Raw genomic sequence first — 13,571 nt, forward strand, 5'->3', positions numbered from 1 at the left:
AGATGTTCGACGTCGAACTGAACGAGTTGCGTACCTGGTTCGGTTTCGGAGTGGCCGGGAACTTTGCCGGTCACCTGGAACAGGCCGGAGAATCAGCCGATTTTGTGAATGTGGCTTCGGACGGGGTCGCGCCCAAGGGGATCTTCCCCTGGTATGCGCCGGGTGCCGACAGTTTCTTGGGGCAGTTCCCGCTGTCGCAGGACGAGACGGTGCTGCCCGAGAGTGAGACGCCTTTGAACCTGCAGATCGAGCCCGAGGTGGGTTTGGCGTGCCGAGTGCATTGGCGCGGCGATGTGGTCGCCTCGCTAGAGCCGTTCGCGCTGGGAGCCTTCAATGACTGCTCGATCCGTCGACCCAATGCTCTCAAGATCAGCCACAAGAAGAATTGGGGCTCGGCGTCCAAAGGTGTTGCGCGCCAGTTTTTTGAGATCAGCGATCTGACACCGGACGGTCCCACCGCGACGTTGCGGCTCAACTGCCATCTGCACAGCGCGGACGGTCAGGAACACGAGTACGGGATCGATAGCCCTCTGCTCGGATACTCGTACTACGGCGAGGTGCTCCTGGACTGGATCACCGAACGCCTGGACACCCAAAAAGGTTCTCCGGATACACCTTTGGAAGATGTCGGTGCGCTGATGGTGGCCGCTGGACACCCCGAGCACGTGCTGATCGGCATCGGGGCGACCAAGTACACACCACTGGGGGAGTCGACGTTTCTGCAGGCGGGTGATGAGGCCGTGGTGCGGGTCTACAGCACCGAGGGCGATGAGGCTTCCGAACTGCGGCAGCGGGTACGAACGGTCCGCTAGGCGGGAGAGTCGGGGCCATCTTGCCGGGGGCGGGCTAGCGTCGAGGCATGACCGAAGGAGTGACCTCGGATACCTACCGAGAGCTATCTGAAAGCGGTGTACAAAAGCACAATAGCCGGATGATTCGGCTGCTCCGCGAGAACGGTGGCAAGCTGCCGGGAGTTTCCGATGACGAGATGCCGGTACTCATCGTGACGATCACCGGCGCGAAATCGGGCACGCGGCGGCTGACACCCCTGGGGTATTTCGCGCATCAGGGGCGCCGGTTCATCGTGGGCTCCAACGGCGGACAAGAGCAGCCGCCATCGTGGATCTTCAACGTGCGCGCAAACCCCGAGGTGACGGTGGAGGTGGTGCCGGATGTCTACAATGCCGTTGCGCGCGAGCTGGATTCGGAAGAGCGCGACGACATGTTCCCGGCGCTGGTGGCTAAGTATGGGTTCTTCGGCGACTATCAGTCGCGGATCAGCAGGGTGATCCCGATGTTTGAACTCGTGCCACGCTAGTCGAGTCTTCTGGACCTCAGTTCGTGCCCCTTGGAGGTCAAGCAACGCCCGGTCTCCAGGTTCCAGTCCCAGCCGTGCAGATTACAGGTGAGCTTATTTCCTTCCACCACACCGAATTTGGACAGATCGGCCTTCAAGTGCGGGCAACGGCGCTGGATCTCCCAGCCGTCCAACGTGATGGACGCGCTGTCGTCGTGGGCCTCGGCGAACCAGCCATCGGCGTAGGCGATGCGCTCGTCGGTGAGGCATTTGAAGAACGTGTACAGGTACTCGTTGTAGCCGCCCACGCGCCACGCCTTGAATCGGGTGGACAGGAAGATGGTGTTCACCCAGTCGGGCTCGTCGTCACGTAGCACGGTGCGTACCAGCTCGGGTGCGATCGCAAAGCCGTAGCGGTACTTCTCGTTGGGGATAGGCTCGCGCACAATCCGTTTCGGAAAGTCCAGGACCACGGTTTCGCTGCCGAGGCGAAGCTCCACGGGGTAGCCGATGCCATCGCAGATCTGGTCGGTCTGCGCCATGATCGGTTCAAACTTGGCGCGCAGCGGTCCCAGTAGCGGCTCACCTTCCGAGGCTGCCCAAGCGGCCTTCTCGGCGGCCAGCACGGGTGCCATCCGCTGGGCGTAGGCCTCGATGTAAGCGGCCTTGCCGGCCCCGAAGATGTGCTCAGCCTCTGCGGTAGAGACCGGATGCTCCAACGAATTCAATTCTGAGGCAGTGAAATCGGCGACGGTGCCGGGGATCATCAGCAGGCCCTTGTCGTGGCCGTGCTGACGCATCTGGTCCAGGAACACCAGCTGGTCGGGGAAGATATTGGCCGGGTCGCCGTGGTCGTCGTTGAGGTCGCGTAGCTCGGCGTCCAGGAAGCACGGCGGCCCCGCCGATGGGATGACCCAGGTGGCGCCCACCTGTGCGATGTACTGACGGCAGCGGTCCATCTGACGCTGGCGCTTCTGTGTGCCGAAGGCCTCTTTGGCGCGGGCGGGCATGTCATAGACCATCGGGTACCAGATGGCGCCCGAGTACTGCAGCATGTGCACATCGATATGGCCGAATTCCTCGGCCAACACGTCCAGGTCGACAGGGCGGGCGTCGTTCATGTTGAAAACCGTCGTGGTGCCGTCGGAGACCACGAGGCCGGAATCGCCGATGGGCCCGTCGGCGGGGGCCCGCAGCGCGACGATCATGACGTCCAGATCGCCCTTGGGGCCGCTCACCCGGTGCTTCACCGAGTCCTCGGTATCCACGAAGGTGTGGAATCCCAGTCGCTCCAGCTCACGGCGCAGATCCGGTACCGGATAGTCGGGTAGCAGCACCACCGCGTCCTTGTTGACGTGCTCGGTGAGGTTCTGCGGGTCGTAGTGATCTTTGTGTAGATGCGAGACGTAGAGGTAATCGCAGTTGCCCAGCCGGTCCCAGTCCAAGGTGCTGTTATCGGGGAACGGGAACCACGAAGCGAAGTACGCGGGGTTGACCCAGGGGTCGCAGAGGATGCTGCCTGCCGCCGTCTCGATGAAGAATCCGGCATGGCCGACACTGGTGACTCGCATGGCCCCAGCCTATCGAGCTGCGATTACGGTGCAAAAAGGTGCGCAAGGCGCCGGAAAATGCACCGAAATCCCCTTGTATAGGTTGGTTGAGTGTCCACCACAGATGGCCTCACTGCCGACGTTCTTACCGTGATCGCGCGGCTCAACCGCTGGGTTTCCAGCTACGCCGACCTGCCGGTGCCTACCGGGCAGGCGCGGCTACTGGCCCTTGTCGGCGAGATGGAGAACGCACGAATCTCAGATCTGGCGCAGGCCGACCACTGCAGTCAGCCCACGATGACGGTGCAGCTGAAACGGCTGCAAGATGTCGGGTACGTGGAGCGCCGTGTCGATTCCGCCGATAAGCGAGCGCAGCGGATCACGTTGACGGCAGCGGGCCGGGAGGCGCTCGTCGCCATGCGCGCTCAGCGCCAGGGTGTGCTCGATCCCTGGTTGAGCACGTTGCCGCCGGATGAGCAGCGCACGCTTGCCGAGGCCGCGAAGATTCTGGAGGGCCTCACCCGCCGGATGGCGGCTCAGCCGGGCTAGCCCGGCGACCTCACTCGGCGGCGAATAGATGCCGCAGATAGGCACGCGGATCGGTCAGGAAGCGCTGCCAGTGTCCGACCATCTCCAGCTCTTCCCAATCGCGTTGCTGCACACCATCTTCGCTGAATTCCAGAATGGTGGCGCCCGGAAACGCGGCCAACACGGGGGAGTGGGTGGCCATGATGACCTGCGATCCGGCAGCCACCACGCCGTCGAGCATCGCCATGAGCTGTAGCGATGAGGTGAAGGAAAGCGCGGCCTCGGGCTCGTCGAGAATGAACAGGCCGCGCTCCATGTCCCGTTCGGCCAAGAAGGCCAGAAATGACTCGCCGTGCGAGCGCTCGTTGAGCCGGCCGCGGAAGACCTGCTCCGGGGTGTGCCCGTCGACGGCGGCGAACAGCTGATGCATGGCTTCGGCGCGCAGGAAGCACCCTCCGTTGGGCCGTGGATGCTCGGCGTCGAGGGTAAAGGTCCAGTGCAGGTCGGTATCTTCACCGCTGGGGCGTGCGCCCCAATGTTTGACGGCGGCGGGCAGTTTCCAGCGCCAGGACGTCGCCAGCGCCTCCAGGAAAGTGGACTTGCCCGACCCGTTCTCGCCGACGATCACGGTGACCCCGGTGGTCAAGTGCAGCGGCTCGGTCGCGATCTGGGCAATGGCCGGAATCTCCAGGTACCACGCATCCGGCTGCTTCTCACGATTGACCGCGATCTGGCGCAGGATCACCGGCCCATGGTATCGGGCGGTCCCATTCTCAAGAAGCGTGATCTGATCCGCCAACCGTTCTTTGATACAGAACGCTGCTATCGTGAGAAACTGTTGGACCTGCGGTTTCCTCTGATCCTACGGTTGAGGCATGACCCTGAAAACACGGCTGACAGACCGCTTCGGCCTTGAGCACCCGGTGGTGCTCGCGCCGATGGATGACGTTGCCGATGCGCGCCTCGCGAGTGCCGTCAGCGCTGCCGGTGGACTCGGCCTGCTCGGTGGCGGTTACACCGACGAGGCCTGGGTGCGTCAACAATTCGACCGCGCCACCGCCGCGGTGGGATGCGGATTCATCACCTGGACCCTGCCAGGAAACGAGCGCGTGCTGGACCACGCCCTGGAACGGGGGCCGGCCGCTATCTTCCTGTCGTTCGGCGATCCCGCGCCCTACGCAGCCACCATCCGGGCCGCCGGTGTCCCGCTGATCTGTCAGGTGCACAACATCCCCCAGGCTGCGCGGGCCATCGAGGTGGGTGCGGATGTCATCGTCGCCCAAGGAGGAGAAGCGGGCGGACACGGCGAAGGGCGCCGCTCGACGTTCACCCTGGTGCCAGAGGTTGTGGACCTGGTCGCGGATACAGCGCCCGAGGTGCTGGTGTTGGCGGCCGGCGGGGTGACCGATGGCCGCACACTGGCGGCCTCGCTCGCGCTGGGCGCCGACGGGGTGCTGGTGGGTACCCGGTTCTGGGCGTCGCGGGAAGCGGCGATTTCCCGGGCCGCTCAGCAGTACGCCCTCGGGGTGGGCGGTGACGAGACCATCCGTCAGCACGTCTATGACATTGTGCGCGGCAAGGATTGGCCCCGTGCCTACAGCGGCCGGGTGCTGCGCAACGACTTCGTCGAGAGATGGCATGACCGCGAGACGGAGCTCGCCCACGACCTGGACCGGGCCCGATCGGAATACCGGGCCGGTGTGGCCGCCGAGGATTTCAGCGTCGCGAATCTGATTGTCGGAGAAGGCATAGGCCGTATTCGGGATATCGAGAGCGCAGCTGAGATCGTCCAATCCATGGTGGCACAGGCCGCCGCGATCAATCCGACATCAAGGAGTTGACCCATGCCACTGGTACGCATCGACCTCACCGCGGACCGGTCCCTGGCGCAGCGGCGCGCTATCGCGGACGCCGTGCACGACGCTCTGGTCGCGGTCTTGAAAATCCCGGCACGCGACCGATTTCAGATCATCACGGCACATGATGCCGCCGACATCATCGCCGAAGACGCGGGGTTGGGGTTTGAGCGATCAGGCAGCGTGGTGATCGTGCACATCTTCACCCAGGCCGGGCGCACAACGCAGACCAAACAGCGGATCTTCGCCGAACTCGCGGACAGACTTGCCGCCGTCGAGGTGGATGGCGCCGATCTGTTCCTCGCGATCAGCGAAAACAGGGCACAGGATTGGTCTTTCGGCTTCGGTAGAGCCCAGTACGTCACCGGTGAGCTGGCGGTCCCCGCCGCGAGTGCATGATTGAGTCCGGACATGGAGCTCAGTGACATCACGCACTTCCTCGCGGTCGCCGAGGCCGGGGGTATCTCGCATGCGGCCAAACAGCTGCACACCGTGCAATCCAACGTCAGCACACACATCAAGGCGCTGGAGGACGAGCTCGGTGTGGAGCTGTTTCGGCGACATGCCCGGGGCATGGCCCTGACCAACGCGGGTGAGGCGTTCCTGCCGTATGCGGAACGCGTCACGGCGCTGTTGAGAGAGGCCAGCCAGGTGGTCGGTGATGAGGCCGAACCCACCGGGACACTGGCGATCGGATCAATGGAGACCACGGCCGGCCTGCGCCTGCCGGGTGTCTTGGCGGCATACGCGGCGGCCTGCCCGCGAGTGGATTTCACGCTCACCACGGGCACTACGGCCGAGTTGATCGAGATGGTAGTAGAGCACCGCCTGGACGGTGCTTTTGTCTGCGGACCCATACAGAACCAGGTGTTGACAACGGATTTGGCCTTCGTGGAAGAACTGGTCCTGGTTACTGCCCAGCGGCACACGGACCCGCGCGATGTCTTCGGCTCGCCGGCCAGAATGCTCGTCTTCCGCAACGGCTGTTCGTACCGGGCCCGGTTACACGAGATCTTCGCCGAACAGGGCAGTACGGATCCTCAGGTCCTTGAGTTCGGCAGCCTCGAAGGAATTCTGGGCTGCGTCGCTGCCGATATGGGCGCGACCTTACTTCCCGTTGGGGTGGTCACCGCCTCACAGCGGGCCTCGCTGCTGCGCATGCATCCGTTGCCCGCGTTGCGATCCCGAGTGGAAACGGTGTTTGTTCGCCGCGCTGATAGCGCGCTTTCACCGGCGATGTCGCAGTTCTTGCGTCAGCTGCGGCGCGCCGATACCCCGGTCATGTTGCGATCGGTGGCGCCGTGATTACTCGTAGCGCCCGTACCCGGTGATACCCGAATCGTCGGCGGCCACGTAGGTCGACAGGCCCACGCCCCGCCCCTCGCCGCCGCCGACGGTGGTGAGGGTGCCGTTGTCGTTGATGAGCACGATGTTGACGTGCTGTCCCTTGGGGCTCGGCTCGTCGTACAGCACCATGTCGCCGGGTTTTGGCGCGTAGCCGGGAGCCTCGTAGCGGCCCTCATCCTTGAGATACGCGGTCAACGTCAGCACGCCGGGGATGCGCCAGTGTCCGGAGTTGGGGTTGGAGAACGGCTTGCCCGACGCGCGCATCACCCAGCTGGTGAAGTCCGCGCACCACGGCTCGTCGTTGCCCTCGGAGTACTTCGACATCCCGGCCTGGGTGGCGTACTCCTCCCCGAGGATACGCACCACCGCGGCACGCCCCGGGGACAATGCCGCGGTGTCGACGACGGGAAATTCCGGTGCTGAGGTGCGAGAACGGTAGAAGCCGAGGGCGCCACCGGCCACCACGACCAGGGTCACGACAAGGGCGACCAGTAGCAGGGCACGGCGGGTCGTTGCACGCATGCGATCCAGATTACGGAAATTGCCGCAGGGCCGGTGTCTGGCCGGGTTCAGTCTTCGGAGTCCCACAAACGCCGGTAGTAGGCCATGCGTACGGAATCCTCGGCCACGCCGTACGCGGCAAAGAAGGTGGCGTCCCAGCCCTTGCCGTAGTTCCACTCCAGCGACCAGCTGGCCACGGCAAGATCGGCCCACCGGTCCGCGACCCCAAGCTCGCCGAAATCGACATGACCGCACCAGTTTCCGGCGTCATCGAGCAAGGTGTTGGGTGCGCAGGCGTCACCATGGCACACCACCAGGCGATCTATCGCGGGGTGCTGTGACAGCCCGCCGGGGTTGGGTATGCGGGCCACGCGCTGGGCCACCGACCAGCTGTACGGGCAGTCGTCGACGGGAAGCGCGTCATGAAGCGCGCGGAGCCCGGACCCGATGCCGCGCACCGCGGGCTCGGGGTCCCCGACCCAGCGCGGAGCCACCGCGCTGTCACCGGCGATGCCGGCGGTGTGCAGCCAATGCAGCGGGCCTTCGGTGTCTACCCCGAGAACGGTAGGGACCGGGGTGTAGCGGCCCGCCCAGGTGAGCTTCTCGGCTTCGGTGCGCAGGTTGACGGCCGGGTGCGGCGGCGACACTTTGACGAACTCCCGGTCTGGTCCGGTGCCGATCTGAAAGGTATGGCCACCAATCTCGTTGTCCCACACCGGGAGTATTGAACGTCCCGATGCCAGCCGCGCGACAACACCGGGAATGGTCACCGGCTCGGTCGGAATCGTCACCGTTCCAGTCTTGCGGCCTCGTCAACCGAATAGAGTGCCGAACGTGAACCTCACTGACTTTCAAGCGCTCTATGACCTGTCGGGGCGCACGGCCATTGTCACTGGCGGCACCCGGGGAATCGGATACGCGATCGCCGAGGCGCTCGGGGCCTGTGGTGCGTCGGTGGTGGTGTCGAGCCGCAAACCCGACGCCTGTACCGCCGCGGCGAAGGAGCTGAACGACAAGGGGTATCGGGCACTGGGCGTGCCTGCCCACATGGGCGACCTGGGTGATATCGACGCCCTGGTCGCCGCCACTGTCGATGAGTACGGCGGCGTCGACATCGTGGTCAACGCGGCCGCCAACCCGGTGGCACAGCCCATGGGCGGCTACACCGCCGAGGCGCTGGGCAAGTCGTTCGATGTCAACGTGCGTGGGCCGGTGTTCCTGGTCCAGGCCGCGTTGCCGCATCTGACCGCCAGTGAGCATGCGTCGGTGCTCAATGTGGTGTCGGTGGCCGCGTTCCAGTACGTGCCCATGCTCTCGATGTACGCGGCGATGAAGGCCACGCTCATGTCGTTCACCCGGTCGATGGCCGCCGAGTACACCGGCCGCGGCATCCGGGTGAACGCACTGGCCCCCGGCACCGTCGACACCTACATGCTGCAGCAGAACCCGCAGGAAGTCATCGACGCGATGGCGGCGCAGTCCTTCATGGGCCGGGTGGCGCACACCGACGAGATGATCGGCCCCGCGCTGCTGCTGCTGTCGGACGCGGGTTCGTTCATCACCGGGCAGGTGATCGTCGCCGATGGCGGCGGAGGAGTGCAGCGCTAGCCGGGTATCCGGTGTGCAAGCCGCACTGCCAGCGCTAGGCTCATCTTGTGGAGCCTGTCTATGGAACCGTGATCGGGCTTGCCCGCACCGTATGGGCTATTCAAGGCCTGAAGTTCACCGTCACCGGTGTCGAGAACCTGCCGACCGAAGGCGGGGCGGTAGTGGCCATCAACCACACCGGGTACATGGACTTCACTTTCGCCGGGTTGCCGGCGTTCCTTCAGAAAAAGGGGCGCAAGGTGCGGTTCATGGCGAAGAAGGAAACCTTCGACAACAAGATCACCGGGCCCATCATGCGGGGCTGCCGACACATCTCGGTGGACCGCGTCGACGGCGCCGCGTCCTATACCGAGGCGGTCGAGAAGCTGAAGGCGGGTGAACTCGTCGGGGTGTACCCGGAGGCCACCATCAGCCGCAGCTTCGAGATCAAGGAGTTCAAGTCGGGGGCCGCGCGGATGGCGATCGAGGCCGGCGTGCCCATCGTCCCGCACGTCATCTGGGGCGCACAGCGCATCTGGACCAAGGGCCACCCCAAGCATCTGGGGCGTACCAACACGCCCATCTCGATCGCGGTGGGGGCACCCATCGCGCCGACGCTGCCGGTCTCGGAACTGACCGCGCTGCTGCACGCTCGCATGCAGCATCTGCTGCTGGAGGTGCAGGACGACTATGGCCAGCATCCGGCCGGGGAGTACTGGGTGCCGCATCGGTTGGGTGGATCGGCGCCCACCCTGGCCGAGGCCGCCCAGTGGGATGCCCAGGACGCCGCTGAGCGCAAGGCACAGCGTGCCGCGCGCGAGGCGGAAAAGCAGGCCCAAAAGGATGGGGCACAGAAAGACAGCTAGATGGAACCGGTTTACCGACTCCTCGAATTCACGGCGAATACGGCGGTCCTCCTGACGGGGGCCAAGATCCGCTATCGAGGGTTGGACCAGGTTCCGTCCCGTGGCGGTTCGGTCATCGCGATCAATCACACGAGCTACGTCGATTTTCTTCCCGCGGGGCTGGCGGCTGTGCGGGCGGGACGACGGTTGCGCTTCATGATCAAGGCGGAGATGCAGGAAGTGCCCATCATGCGCTTTCTCATCAAGCACGCCAAGGCCATTCCGGTAGACCGCAGTGCCGGGCATGGCGCGTACGAAGCCGCGGTGGACAGCCTGCGCGGCGGCGAGATCGTCGCGGTGTACCCGGAGGCGACCATCAGCCGCAGTTTCGAGCTCAAGGAGTTCAAGACCGGTGCCGCGCGCATGGCGCACGAGGCCGATGTGCCGATCGTTCCGCTCATCGTCTGGGGTGCGCAACGTATCTGGACCAAGGATCATCCAAAAAACCTGAGATACAGCAAGATTCCGGTGAACGTCGCGGTGGGACCCCCGCTTCGGGCTTCCCCTGATTTCGCGCATACCACCACCGAATTGCACGATGCGATGGAGCAATTGCTGGTCCAGGCAGAGCAGGACTATCCCACCCAACCGGGTGCATACTGGTTGCCCAGGCGTTTGGGCGGCACTGCCCCCACAGTGGAGGAGGCAGCCGTGCTCGACAGCGAAGAACTGGCCGAACGGGCCCGCAAGAAGGCACAGAAGAAGACGGATCAGGGGCGCGCGTGACCCGTCCCACGCTTATCGCGTCCGATGTGGACGGGACGTTGATCGATTCCGCCGAGATCCTGTCCGCGCGCACCCGCGCGGTGATCACCGGTGCCGTGGAGTCCGGTGCCACGTTCGTTTTGGCGACCGGACGCCCGCCCCGATGGATCACGCCGATTGTCGACGCTCTCGGTTTCGCGCCGATCTCGGTGTGCGCCAACGGTTCCGTGCTGTACGACGCCGACAGTGATCGGATCATCTCCGCCGCCACCCTCGCGCCATCGGAGTTGGCGGTGCTGGCCGAAGTGGCACAAGCCGCCATTCCTGGTGTGGGACTGGCCGTGGAACGGGTGGGCCGTAGCGCACACGACGCCGCCACCCCGCAGTTCGTCAGCTCACCGGGTTACGAGCACGCGTGGCTGAATCCCGATAACACCGAGGTGTCCCTGGAGGATCTGCTGAGCTTTCCGGCGGTGAAACTGTTGGTGCGCAAGGCCGGAGCGCGCAGTTCGGAGATGGCCGAGGTGCTGGCGCCCCTGGTGACCGAGGCGGGCGCGGCGATCACCTATTCCACCGACAACGGGCTTATCGAGGTGATGCCCACTGGAATCAGCAAGGCCAGCGGGATCGCGGTGGTGGCCGAACAGGCCGGAGTACAGCCGGGATCGATCATCGCCTTCGGCGACATGCCCAATGACGTGGCCATGTTGCGCTGGGCGGGGCACGGGGTGGCGATGGGGAACGCGCACCCGGAGGCGCGTGCTGCTGCCGACGAGGTGACCGCCACCAACAACGACGACGGCGTCGCCAAGGTTCTCGAACGTTGGTGGGGCTGAGGCAGTTACGCCTGGTACACCAGGTGAGCAAGCCCGTCGCCGATGGTGCGCGTGTTGATCAGCGTTAGCTGTCGCATGGCCGCGGTTTCGCCGAAAAGCCTGGTGCCTGCTCCCGCGACCACCGGGAAGATTGTCAGCCGCAGCTCATCGATCAGACCGTGTTCCAGTAGGGCGCGCACCAGAGTGCCGCTGGCGTAGACGACGATGTCGCCGCGCACCGCGTCTTTGAGATGGGATACCGACGCAGGCATATTTCCGCCAAGGATCGTCGTGTTGCCCCATGCCGAGACGTCTGTGAGCGTCGAGGTGACCACGTACTTGGGCATCGTGTTCAGCCGGTTCGCCCAGCTGGTGTTGCGCGCCGGCCAGCGTGCGGCGAAGAACTCAAAACCGCGCCGGCCGAACAGGAGCGCCTCTGCGACGAATGCCTCGGCGGCCTCCAGTTCGCCCCAAGCCGCACGGTCCTCCGCCGAGATGCGGGTGAACCAACCACCCCTTTCGGTGCCTTCGTCACCGGTCGGATCTTGGACCACGCCGTCGAGCGAGAGATTTTCGCTGACAACAATTCTTCCCATCGCGGGCCTCCTTCACCGATTCCACTGTCTACTCGTATAGACACCGGATCGTCGGGAAATGGGCGGTGCTAGTTGGCGGGCGCGAACTGTTCGACGGGCTGCGGCGGGGGAGGCGGTGCGGGTGCGGGTGCGGCTGGGGCCGCGGGTGCCGAGAACTGCTCGGGCAAGGCGTTCTGCGCCACCGGTGCCACGCCGAGTATCTCGTGGGTCTCTCCGTCGATCACGCTTGATACCCGGCCGCTGGCCCGGTCGTAGATCAGCGAACCGTTCTGGAAGTTCTGCACGATGATGTTGGGCTCGCCGACCTCTTCAGTCACTGGCAGTCCCAGCGGTCCGCGCTCGAAATTTGTTTCGGCCCAGGCGTGATAGATGGCGCCGACGACGGGATGCGCGCCGGTGCCGGGCGAGAAGTACATCGCACCATTGCGGAAGGTGGCGAAGCGGGCCTCGCCGACGGCCTGCTGCTCGACGGAGGTGGGTGCGCCGAGGTCGCCTTCGGTGCTGCCGAGCCGCATCCAGGTGTCGTAGATGGCCCCGCCGCGCAGGGAATCCACCAGATCGGGCGGTTCGCCGTTGGCCGCGCCGGCGGCGATATCGCGTAGCCGTGGCATCAGCCGGTAGGCGGCCTCGCCCGGGCACTCGGTGTTGCCGACATCGCGGTGCGTGAAAATCGTTGGCAGCGTGACGACTTTCCCGCCGGGCACGGTGGTAAAGGGGCCGCCCTCGGAGGCCAGATCCACCTGGCCGCGGGGATCCACGCCGGCCAGCCGCAGCCGCCAGCCCAGCATGCGCCCGGCAGCCTGCAGCATGGCGGGGGAGGGCTCGTCGCGGGTGAAGTCACCGATCAGCGCGAGGCCCCAGCTGTGCTCATTGAATCCGCCGGTGTGCGCACCCTGCACGTTGTTGGTGATGCCGCCGAAGCGTCCCTCGAAGATCTGTCCGTACTTGTCCACGAGCACGTTGTAGGCGATGTCGCACCACTTGAGGGTTTTGGTGTGATACGCGTAGATCGCGCGGATGATCGCGGCGGAGTCGTAGGGCGAGTAGTTGTTGCTTCCGGCGGTGTGGTGGACCACGCCCGCGCGCACATCGCGGTTGTACACCGGTGGGCAGCGGTCTGATTCGTTGGCGCCCCACTGCGCTCGGGTGATGATCCGCGGTCCCGCCTGGGGGAGCGCGACCGGCGCCGACCAGCGTTCTTCCAGCCGCGCACCGTCGGGCGGGGCCAGCTTGGGGCTGATCAAGATGGCATCGAGCCCGGTGGTCAGCGGCTGCTCGATGCTCGCCGGCCGATAGCCCAGCCCGGAGTCCCGGCGGTCGCCGGCCCTGGGCGACTTCACATTCGCGCCGTACTTCGGTTGCACCGCGACCTGAGCGGAATGGGTGGAGCCGACAAACACCGGCTCCGTCGCGGCAGGGATCCCCTTGTCTTGGGCGACCGGATCGCCGGACTCCACGGGATCGAGTTCGTACCAGCGTCCCCAGCTGCCATCGGTCTGCTGTGCGCGTACCGATACATCGACGGAAGCCAGGTCGGCGCCGCGCACGGCGATGAGGCTGAAGGAGTCTGCCTGCTGGATGTCGTGGACAGTGGCGGGAGTGTTCGGGCCGGGCAGCCCCACCTCAGAGGTCAAGACGTCGTGCGTGGCGGCATTCTGCAAGGACTGCGAGGTGATCGCGGTCTCGTCGGCCTGCTCGGATTTGAGGTGATCGACCACGCTGACGGTCATCACCGTCGCGGTCGCGGCAACGGCCAGCGCAAGCTGCCGTCTCACCGGCATCTTGCTGACTCGTATGGGCACGTCGTCTCTCCTGGATCACATCGGACGTGCCGCATGGAGCGACACGACCACCAGGGATGTTACGTATGAGACAAATGTGACT

General features: G+C 65.2%; 16 protein-coding genes. 10 read left to right on the forward strand and 6 right to left on the reverse strand.

Annotated features, from left to right (window positions below; all coding sequences use genetic code 11):
- The first annotated feature begins 2 nt into the window (after positions 1 to 2).
- Together ABG82_RS00995 and ABG82_RS01000 are read left to right on the forward strand one after the other, a co-directional pair.
- Positions 3 to 812, forward strand: coding sequence for a DUF5718 family protein (locus ABG82_RS00995; protein ID WP_043077504.1), 810 nt, complete (start codon positions 3 to 5; stop codon positions 810 to 812).
- A gap of 47 nt (positions 813 to 859) precedes the next feature.
- Positions 860 to 1,318: a nitroreductase family deazaflavin-dependent oxidoreductase gene (locus tag ABG82_RS01000; protein ID WP_043077417.1), complete on the forward strand. Its 459-nt coding sequence runs from the start codon at positions 860 to 862 to the stop codon at positions 1,316 to 1,318.
- Here the strand turns inward: ABG82_RS01000 and ABG82_RS01005 are convergent.
- On the reverse strand, positions 1,315 to 2,868 hold the full coding sequence (locus tag ABG82_RS01005; protein ID WP_043077416.1) for an MBL fold metallo-hydrolase: 1,554 nt from the start codon (positions 2,866 to 2,868) through the stop codon (positions 1,315 to 1,317). The two genes, ABG82_RS01000 and ABG82_RS01005, sit on opposite strands and share 4 nt — an antisense overlap.
- A gap of 90 nt (positions 2,869 to 2,958) precedes the next feature.
- On the opposite strand from ABG82_RS01005, the gene ABG82_RS01010 reads away from it, so the two are divergent.
- The gene (locus ABG82_RS01010; RefSeq protein WP_043077415.1) at positions 2,959 to 3,396 is read left to right on the forward strand and encodes a MarR family winged helix-turn-helix transcriptional regulator; all 438 of its coding nucleotides are present in this window, start codon (positions 2,959 to 2,961) and stop codon (positions 3,394 to 3,396) included.
- Positions 3,397 to 3,406: 10 nt separating this feature from the next.
- Here ABG82_RS01010 and ABG82_RS01015 read toward each other — a convergent pair whose 3' ends face one another.
- Entirely contained in the window at positions 3,407 to 4,120 is a 714-nt protein-coding gene (locus ABG82_RS01015) for an AAA family ATPase (protein ID WP_043077503.1), read from the reverse strand.
- A gap of 130 nt (positions 4,121 to 4,250) precedes the next feature.
- Here ABG82_RS01015 and ABG82_RS01020 point away from each other — a divergent pair, with 130 nt between their 5' ends.
- From ABG82_RS01020 to ABG82_RS01030, 3 genes are read left to right on the forward strand one after another with little or no spacing between them, the layout of a single operon-like run.
- Positions 4,251 to 5,216: an NAD(P)H-dependent flavin oxidoreductase gene (locus ABG82_RS01020; RefSeq protein ID WP_043077414.1), complete on the forward strand. Its 966-nt coding sequence runs from the start codon at positions 4,251 to 4,253 to the stop codon at positions 5,214 to 5,216.
- A 3-nt stretch (positions 5,217 to 5,219) separates the two neighbouring features.
- Positions 5,220 to 5,630 (forward strand): tautomerase family protein, encoded by a 411-nt coding sequence (locus ABG82_RS01025; RefSeq protein ID WP_043077413.1) that lies wholly within the window; start codon positions 5,220 to 5,222, stop codon positions 5,628 to 5,630.
- Positions 5,631 to 5,642: 12 nt separating this feature from the next.
- Complete coding sequence (locus ABG82_RS01030) at positions 5,643 to 6,536, forward strand: LysR family transcriptional regulator (protein WP_043077412.1); 894 nt, start codon at positions 5,643 to 5,645, stop codon at positions 6,534 to 6,536.
- Here the strand turns inward: ABG82_RS01030 and ABG82_RS01035 are convergent, their stop codons facing one another.
- Together ABG82_RS01035 and ABG82_RS01040 are read right to left on the reverse strand one after the other, a co-directional pair.
- Complete coding sequence (locus ABG82_RS01035; RefSeq protein ID WP_043077411.1) at positions 6,537 to 7,100, reverse strand: CHAP domain-containing protein; 564 nt, start codon at positions 7,098 to 7,100, stop codon at positions 6,537 to 6,539.
- Between the two features lie 47 nt (positions 7,101 to 7,147).
- Positions 7,148 to 7,870, reverse strand: coding sequence for an aminoglycoside 3'-phosphotransferase (locus ABG82_RS01040; RefSeq protein ID WP_043077410.1), 723 nt, complete (start codon positions 7,868 to 7,870; stop codon positions 7,148 to 7,150).
- 43 nt (positions 7,871 to 7,913) lie between these two features.
- On the opposite strand from ABG82_RS01040, the gene ABG82_RS01045 reads away from it, so the two are divergent.
- Genes ABG82_RS01045 through ABG82_RS01060 form a run of 4 tightly spaced genes read left to right on the forward strand, consistent with a single transcriptional unit; the run spans position 7,914 to position 11,112 of the window.
- A complete protein-coding gene (locus ABG82_RS01045) occupies positions 7,914 to 8,687 on the forward strand; it encodes an SDR family NAD(P)-dependent oxidoreductase (RefSeq protein WP_043077502.1) in 774 nt (257 codons plus the stop codon).
- 47 nt (positions 8,688 to 8,734) lie between these two features.
- A complete protein-coding gene (locus ABG82_RS01050; RefSeq protein WP_043077409.1) occupies positions 8,735 to 9,532 on the forward strand; it encodes a lysophospholipid acyltransferase family protein in 798 nt (265 codons plus the stop codon).
- Complete coding sequence (locus tag ABG82_RS01055; protein WP_043077408.1) at positions 9,533 to 10,297, forward strand: lysophospholipid acyltransferase family protein; 765 nt, start codon at positions 9,533 to 9,535, stop codon at positions 10,295 to 10,297. It begins immediately after the preceding gene.
- Positions 10,294 to 11,112, forward strand: a complete 819-nt coding sequence (locus tag ABG82_RS01060; RefSeq protein WP_043077407.1) for a Cof-type HAD-IIB family hydrolase — start codon at positions 10,294 to 10,296, stop codon at positions 11,110 to 11,112. The genes ABG82_RS01055 and ABG82_RS01060 overlap by 4 nt, the downstream gene beginning before the upstream one ends.
- A 5-nt stretch (positions 11,113 to 11,117) precedes the next feature.
- Here ABG82_RS01060 and ABG82_RS01065 read toward each other — a convergent pair whose 3' ends face one another.
- On the reverse strand, positions 11,118 to 11,687 hold the full coding sequence (locus ABG82_RS01065) for a dihydrofolate reductase family protein (protein ID WP_043077406.1): 570 nt from the start codon (positions 11,685 to 11,687) through the stop codon (positions 11,118 to 11,120).
- A gap of 68 nt (positions 11,688 to 11,755) precedes the next feature.
- The gene (locus ABG82_RS01070; RefSeq protein ID WP_043077405.1) at positions 11,756 to 13,489 is read right to left on the reverse strand and encodes an N-acetylmuramoyl-L-alanine amidase; all 1,734 of its coding nucleotides are present in this window, start codon (positions 13,487 to 13,489) and stop codon (positions 11,756 to 11,758) included.
- Positions 13,490 to 13,571: the final 82 nt, after the last annotated feature.

It is taken from the genome of Mycobacteroides immunogenum, from assembly GCF_001605725.1.
Lineage (GTDB): Bacteria > Actinomycetota > Actinomycetes > Mycobacteriales > Mycobacteriaceae > Mycobacterium > Mycobacterium immunogenum.

Coding starts and splice junctions, on each gene's coding strand:
- ABG82_RS00995 (WP_043077504.1), top strand. CDS start 3: ATGTTCGACGTCGAACTGAACGAGTTGCGTACCTGGTTCGGTTTCGGA.
- ABG82_RS01000 (WP_043077417.1), top strand. CDS start 860: ATGACCGAAGGAGTGACCTCGGATACCTACCGAGAGCTATCTGAAAGC.
- ABG82_RS01005 (WP_043077416.1), bottom strand. CDS start 2,868: ATGCGAGTCACCAGTGTCGGCCATGCCGGATTCTTCATCGAGACGGCG.
- ABG82_RS01020 (WP_043077414.1), top strand. CDS start 4,251: ATGACCCTGAAAACACGGCTGACAGACCGCTTCGGCCTTGAGCACCCG.
- ABG82_RS01025 (WP_043077413.1), top strand. CDS start 5,220: ATGCCACTGGTACGCATCGACCTCACCGCGGACCGGTCCCTGGCGCAG.
- ABG82_RS01030 (WP_043077412.1), top strand. CDS start 5,643: ATGGAGCTCAGTGACATCACGCACTTCCTCGCGGTCGCCGAGGCCGGG.
- ABG82_RS01035 (WP_043077411.1), bottom strand. CDS start 7,100: ATGCGTGCAACGACCCGCCGTGCCCTGCTACTGGTCGCCCTTGTCGTG.
- ABG82_RS01055 (WP_043077408.1), top strand. CDS start 9,533: ATGGAACCGGTTTACCGACTCCTCGAATTCACGGCGAATACGGCGGTC.
- ABG82_RS01065 (WP_043077406.1), bottom strand. CDS start 11,687: ATGGGAAGAATTGTTGTCAGCGAAAATCTCTCGCTCGACGGCGTGGTC.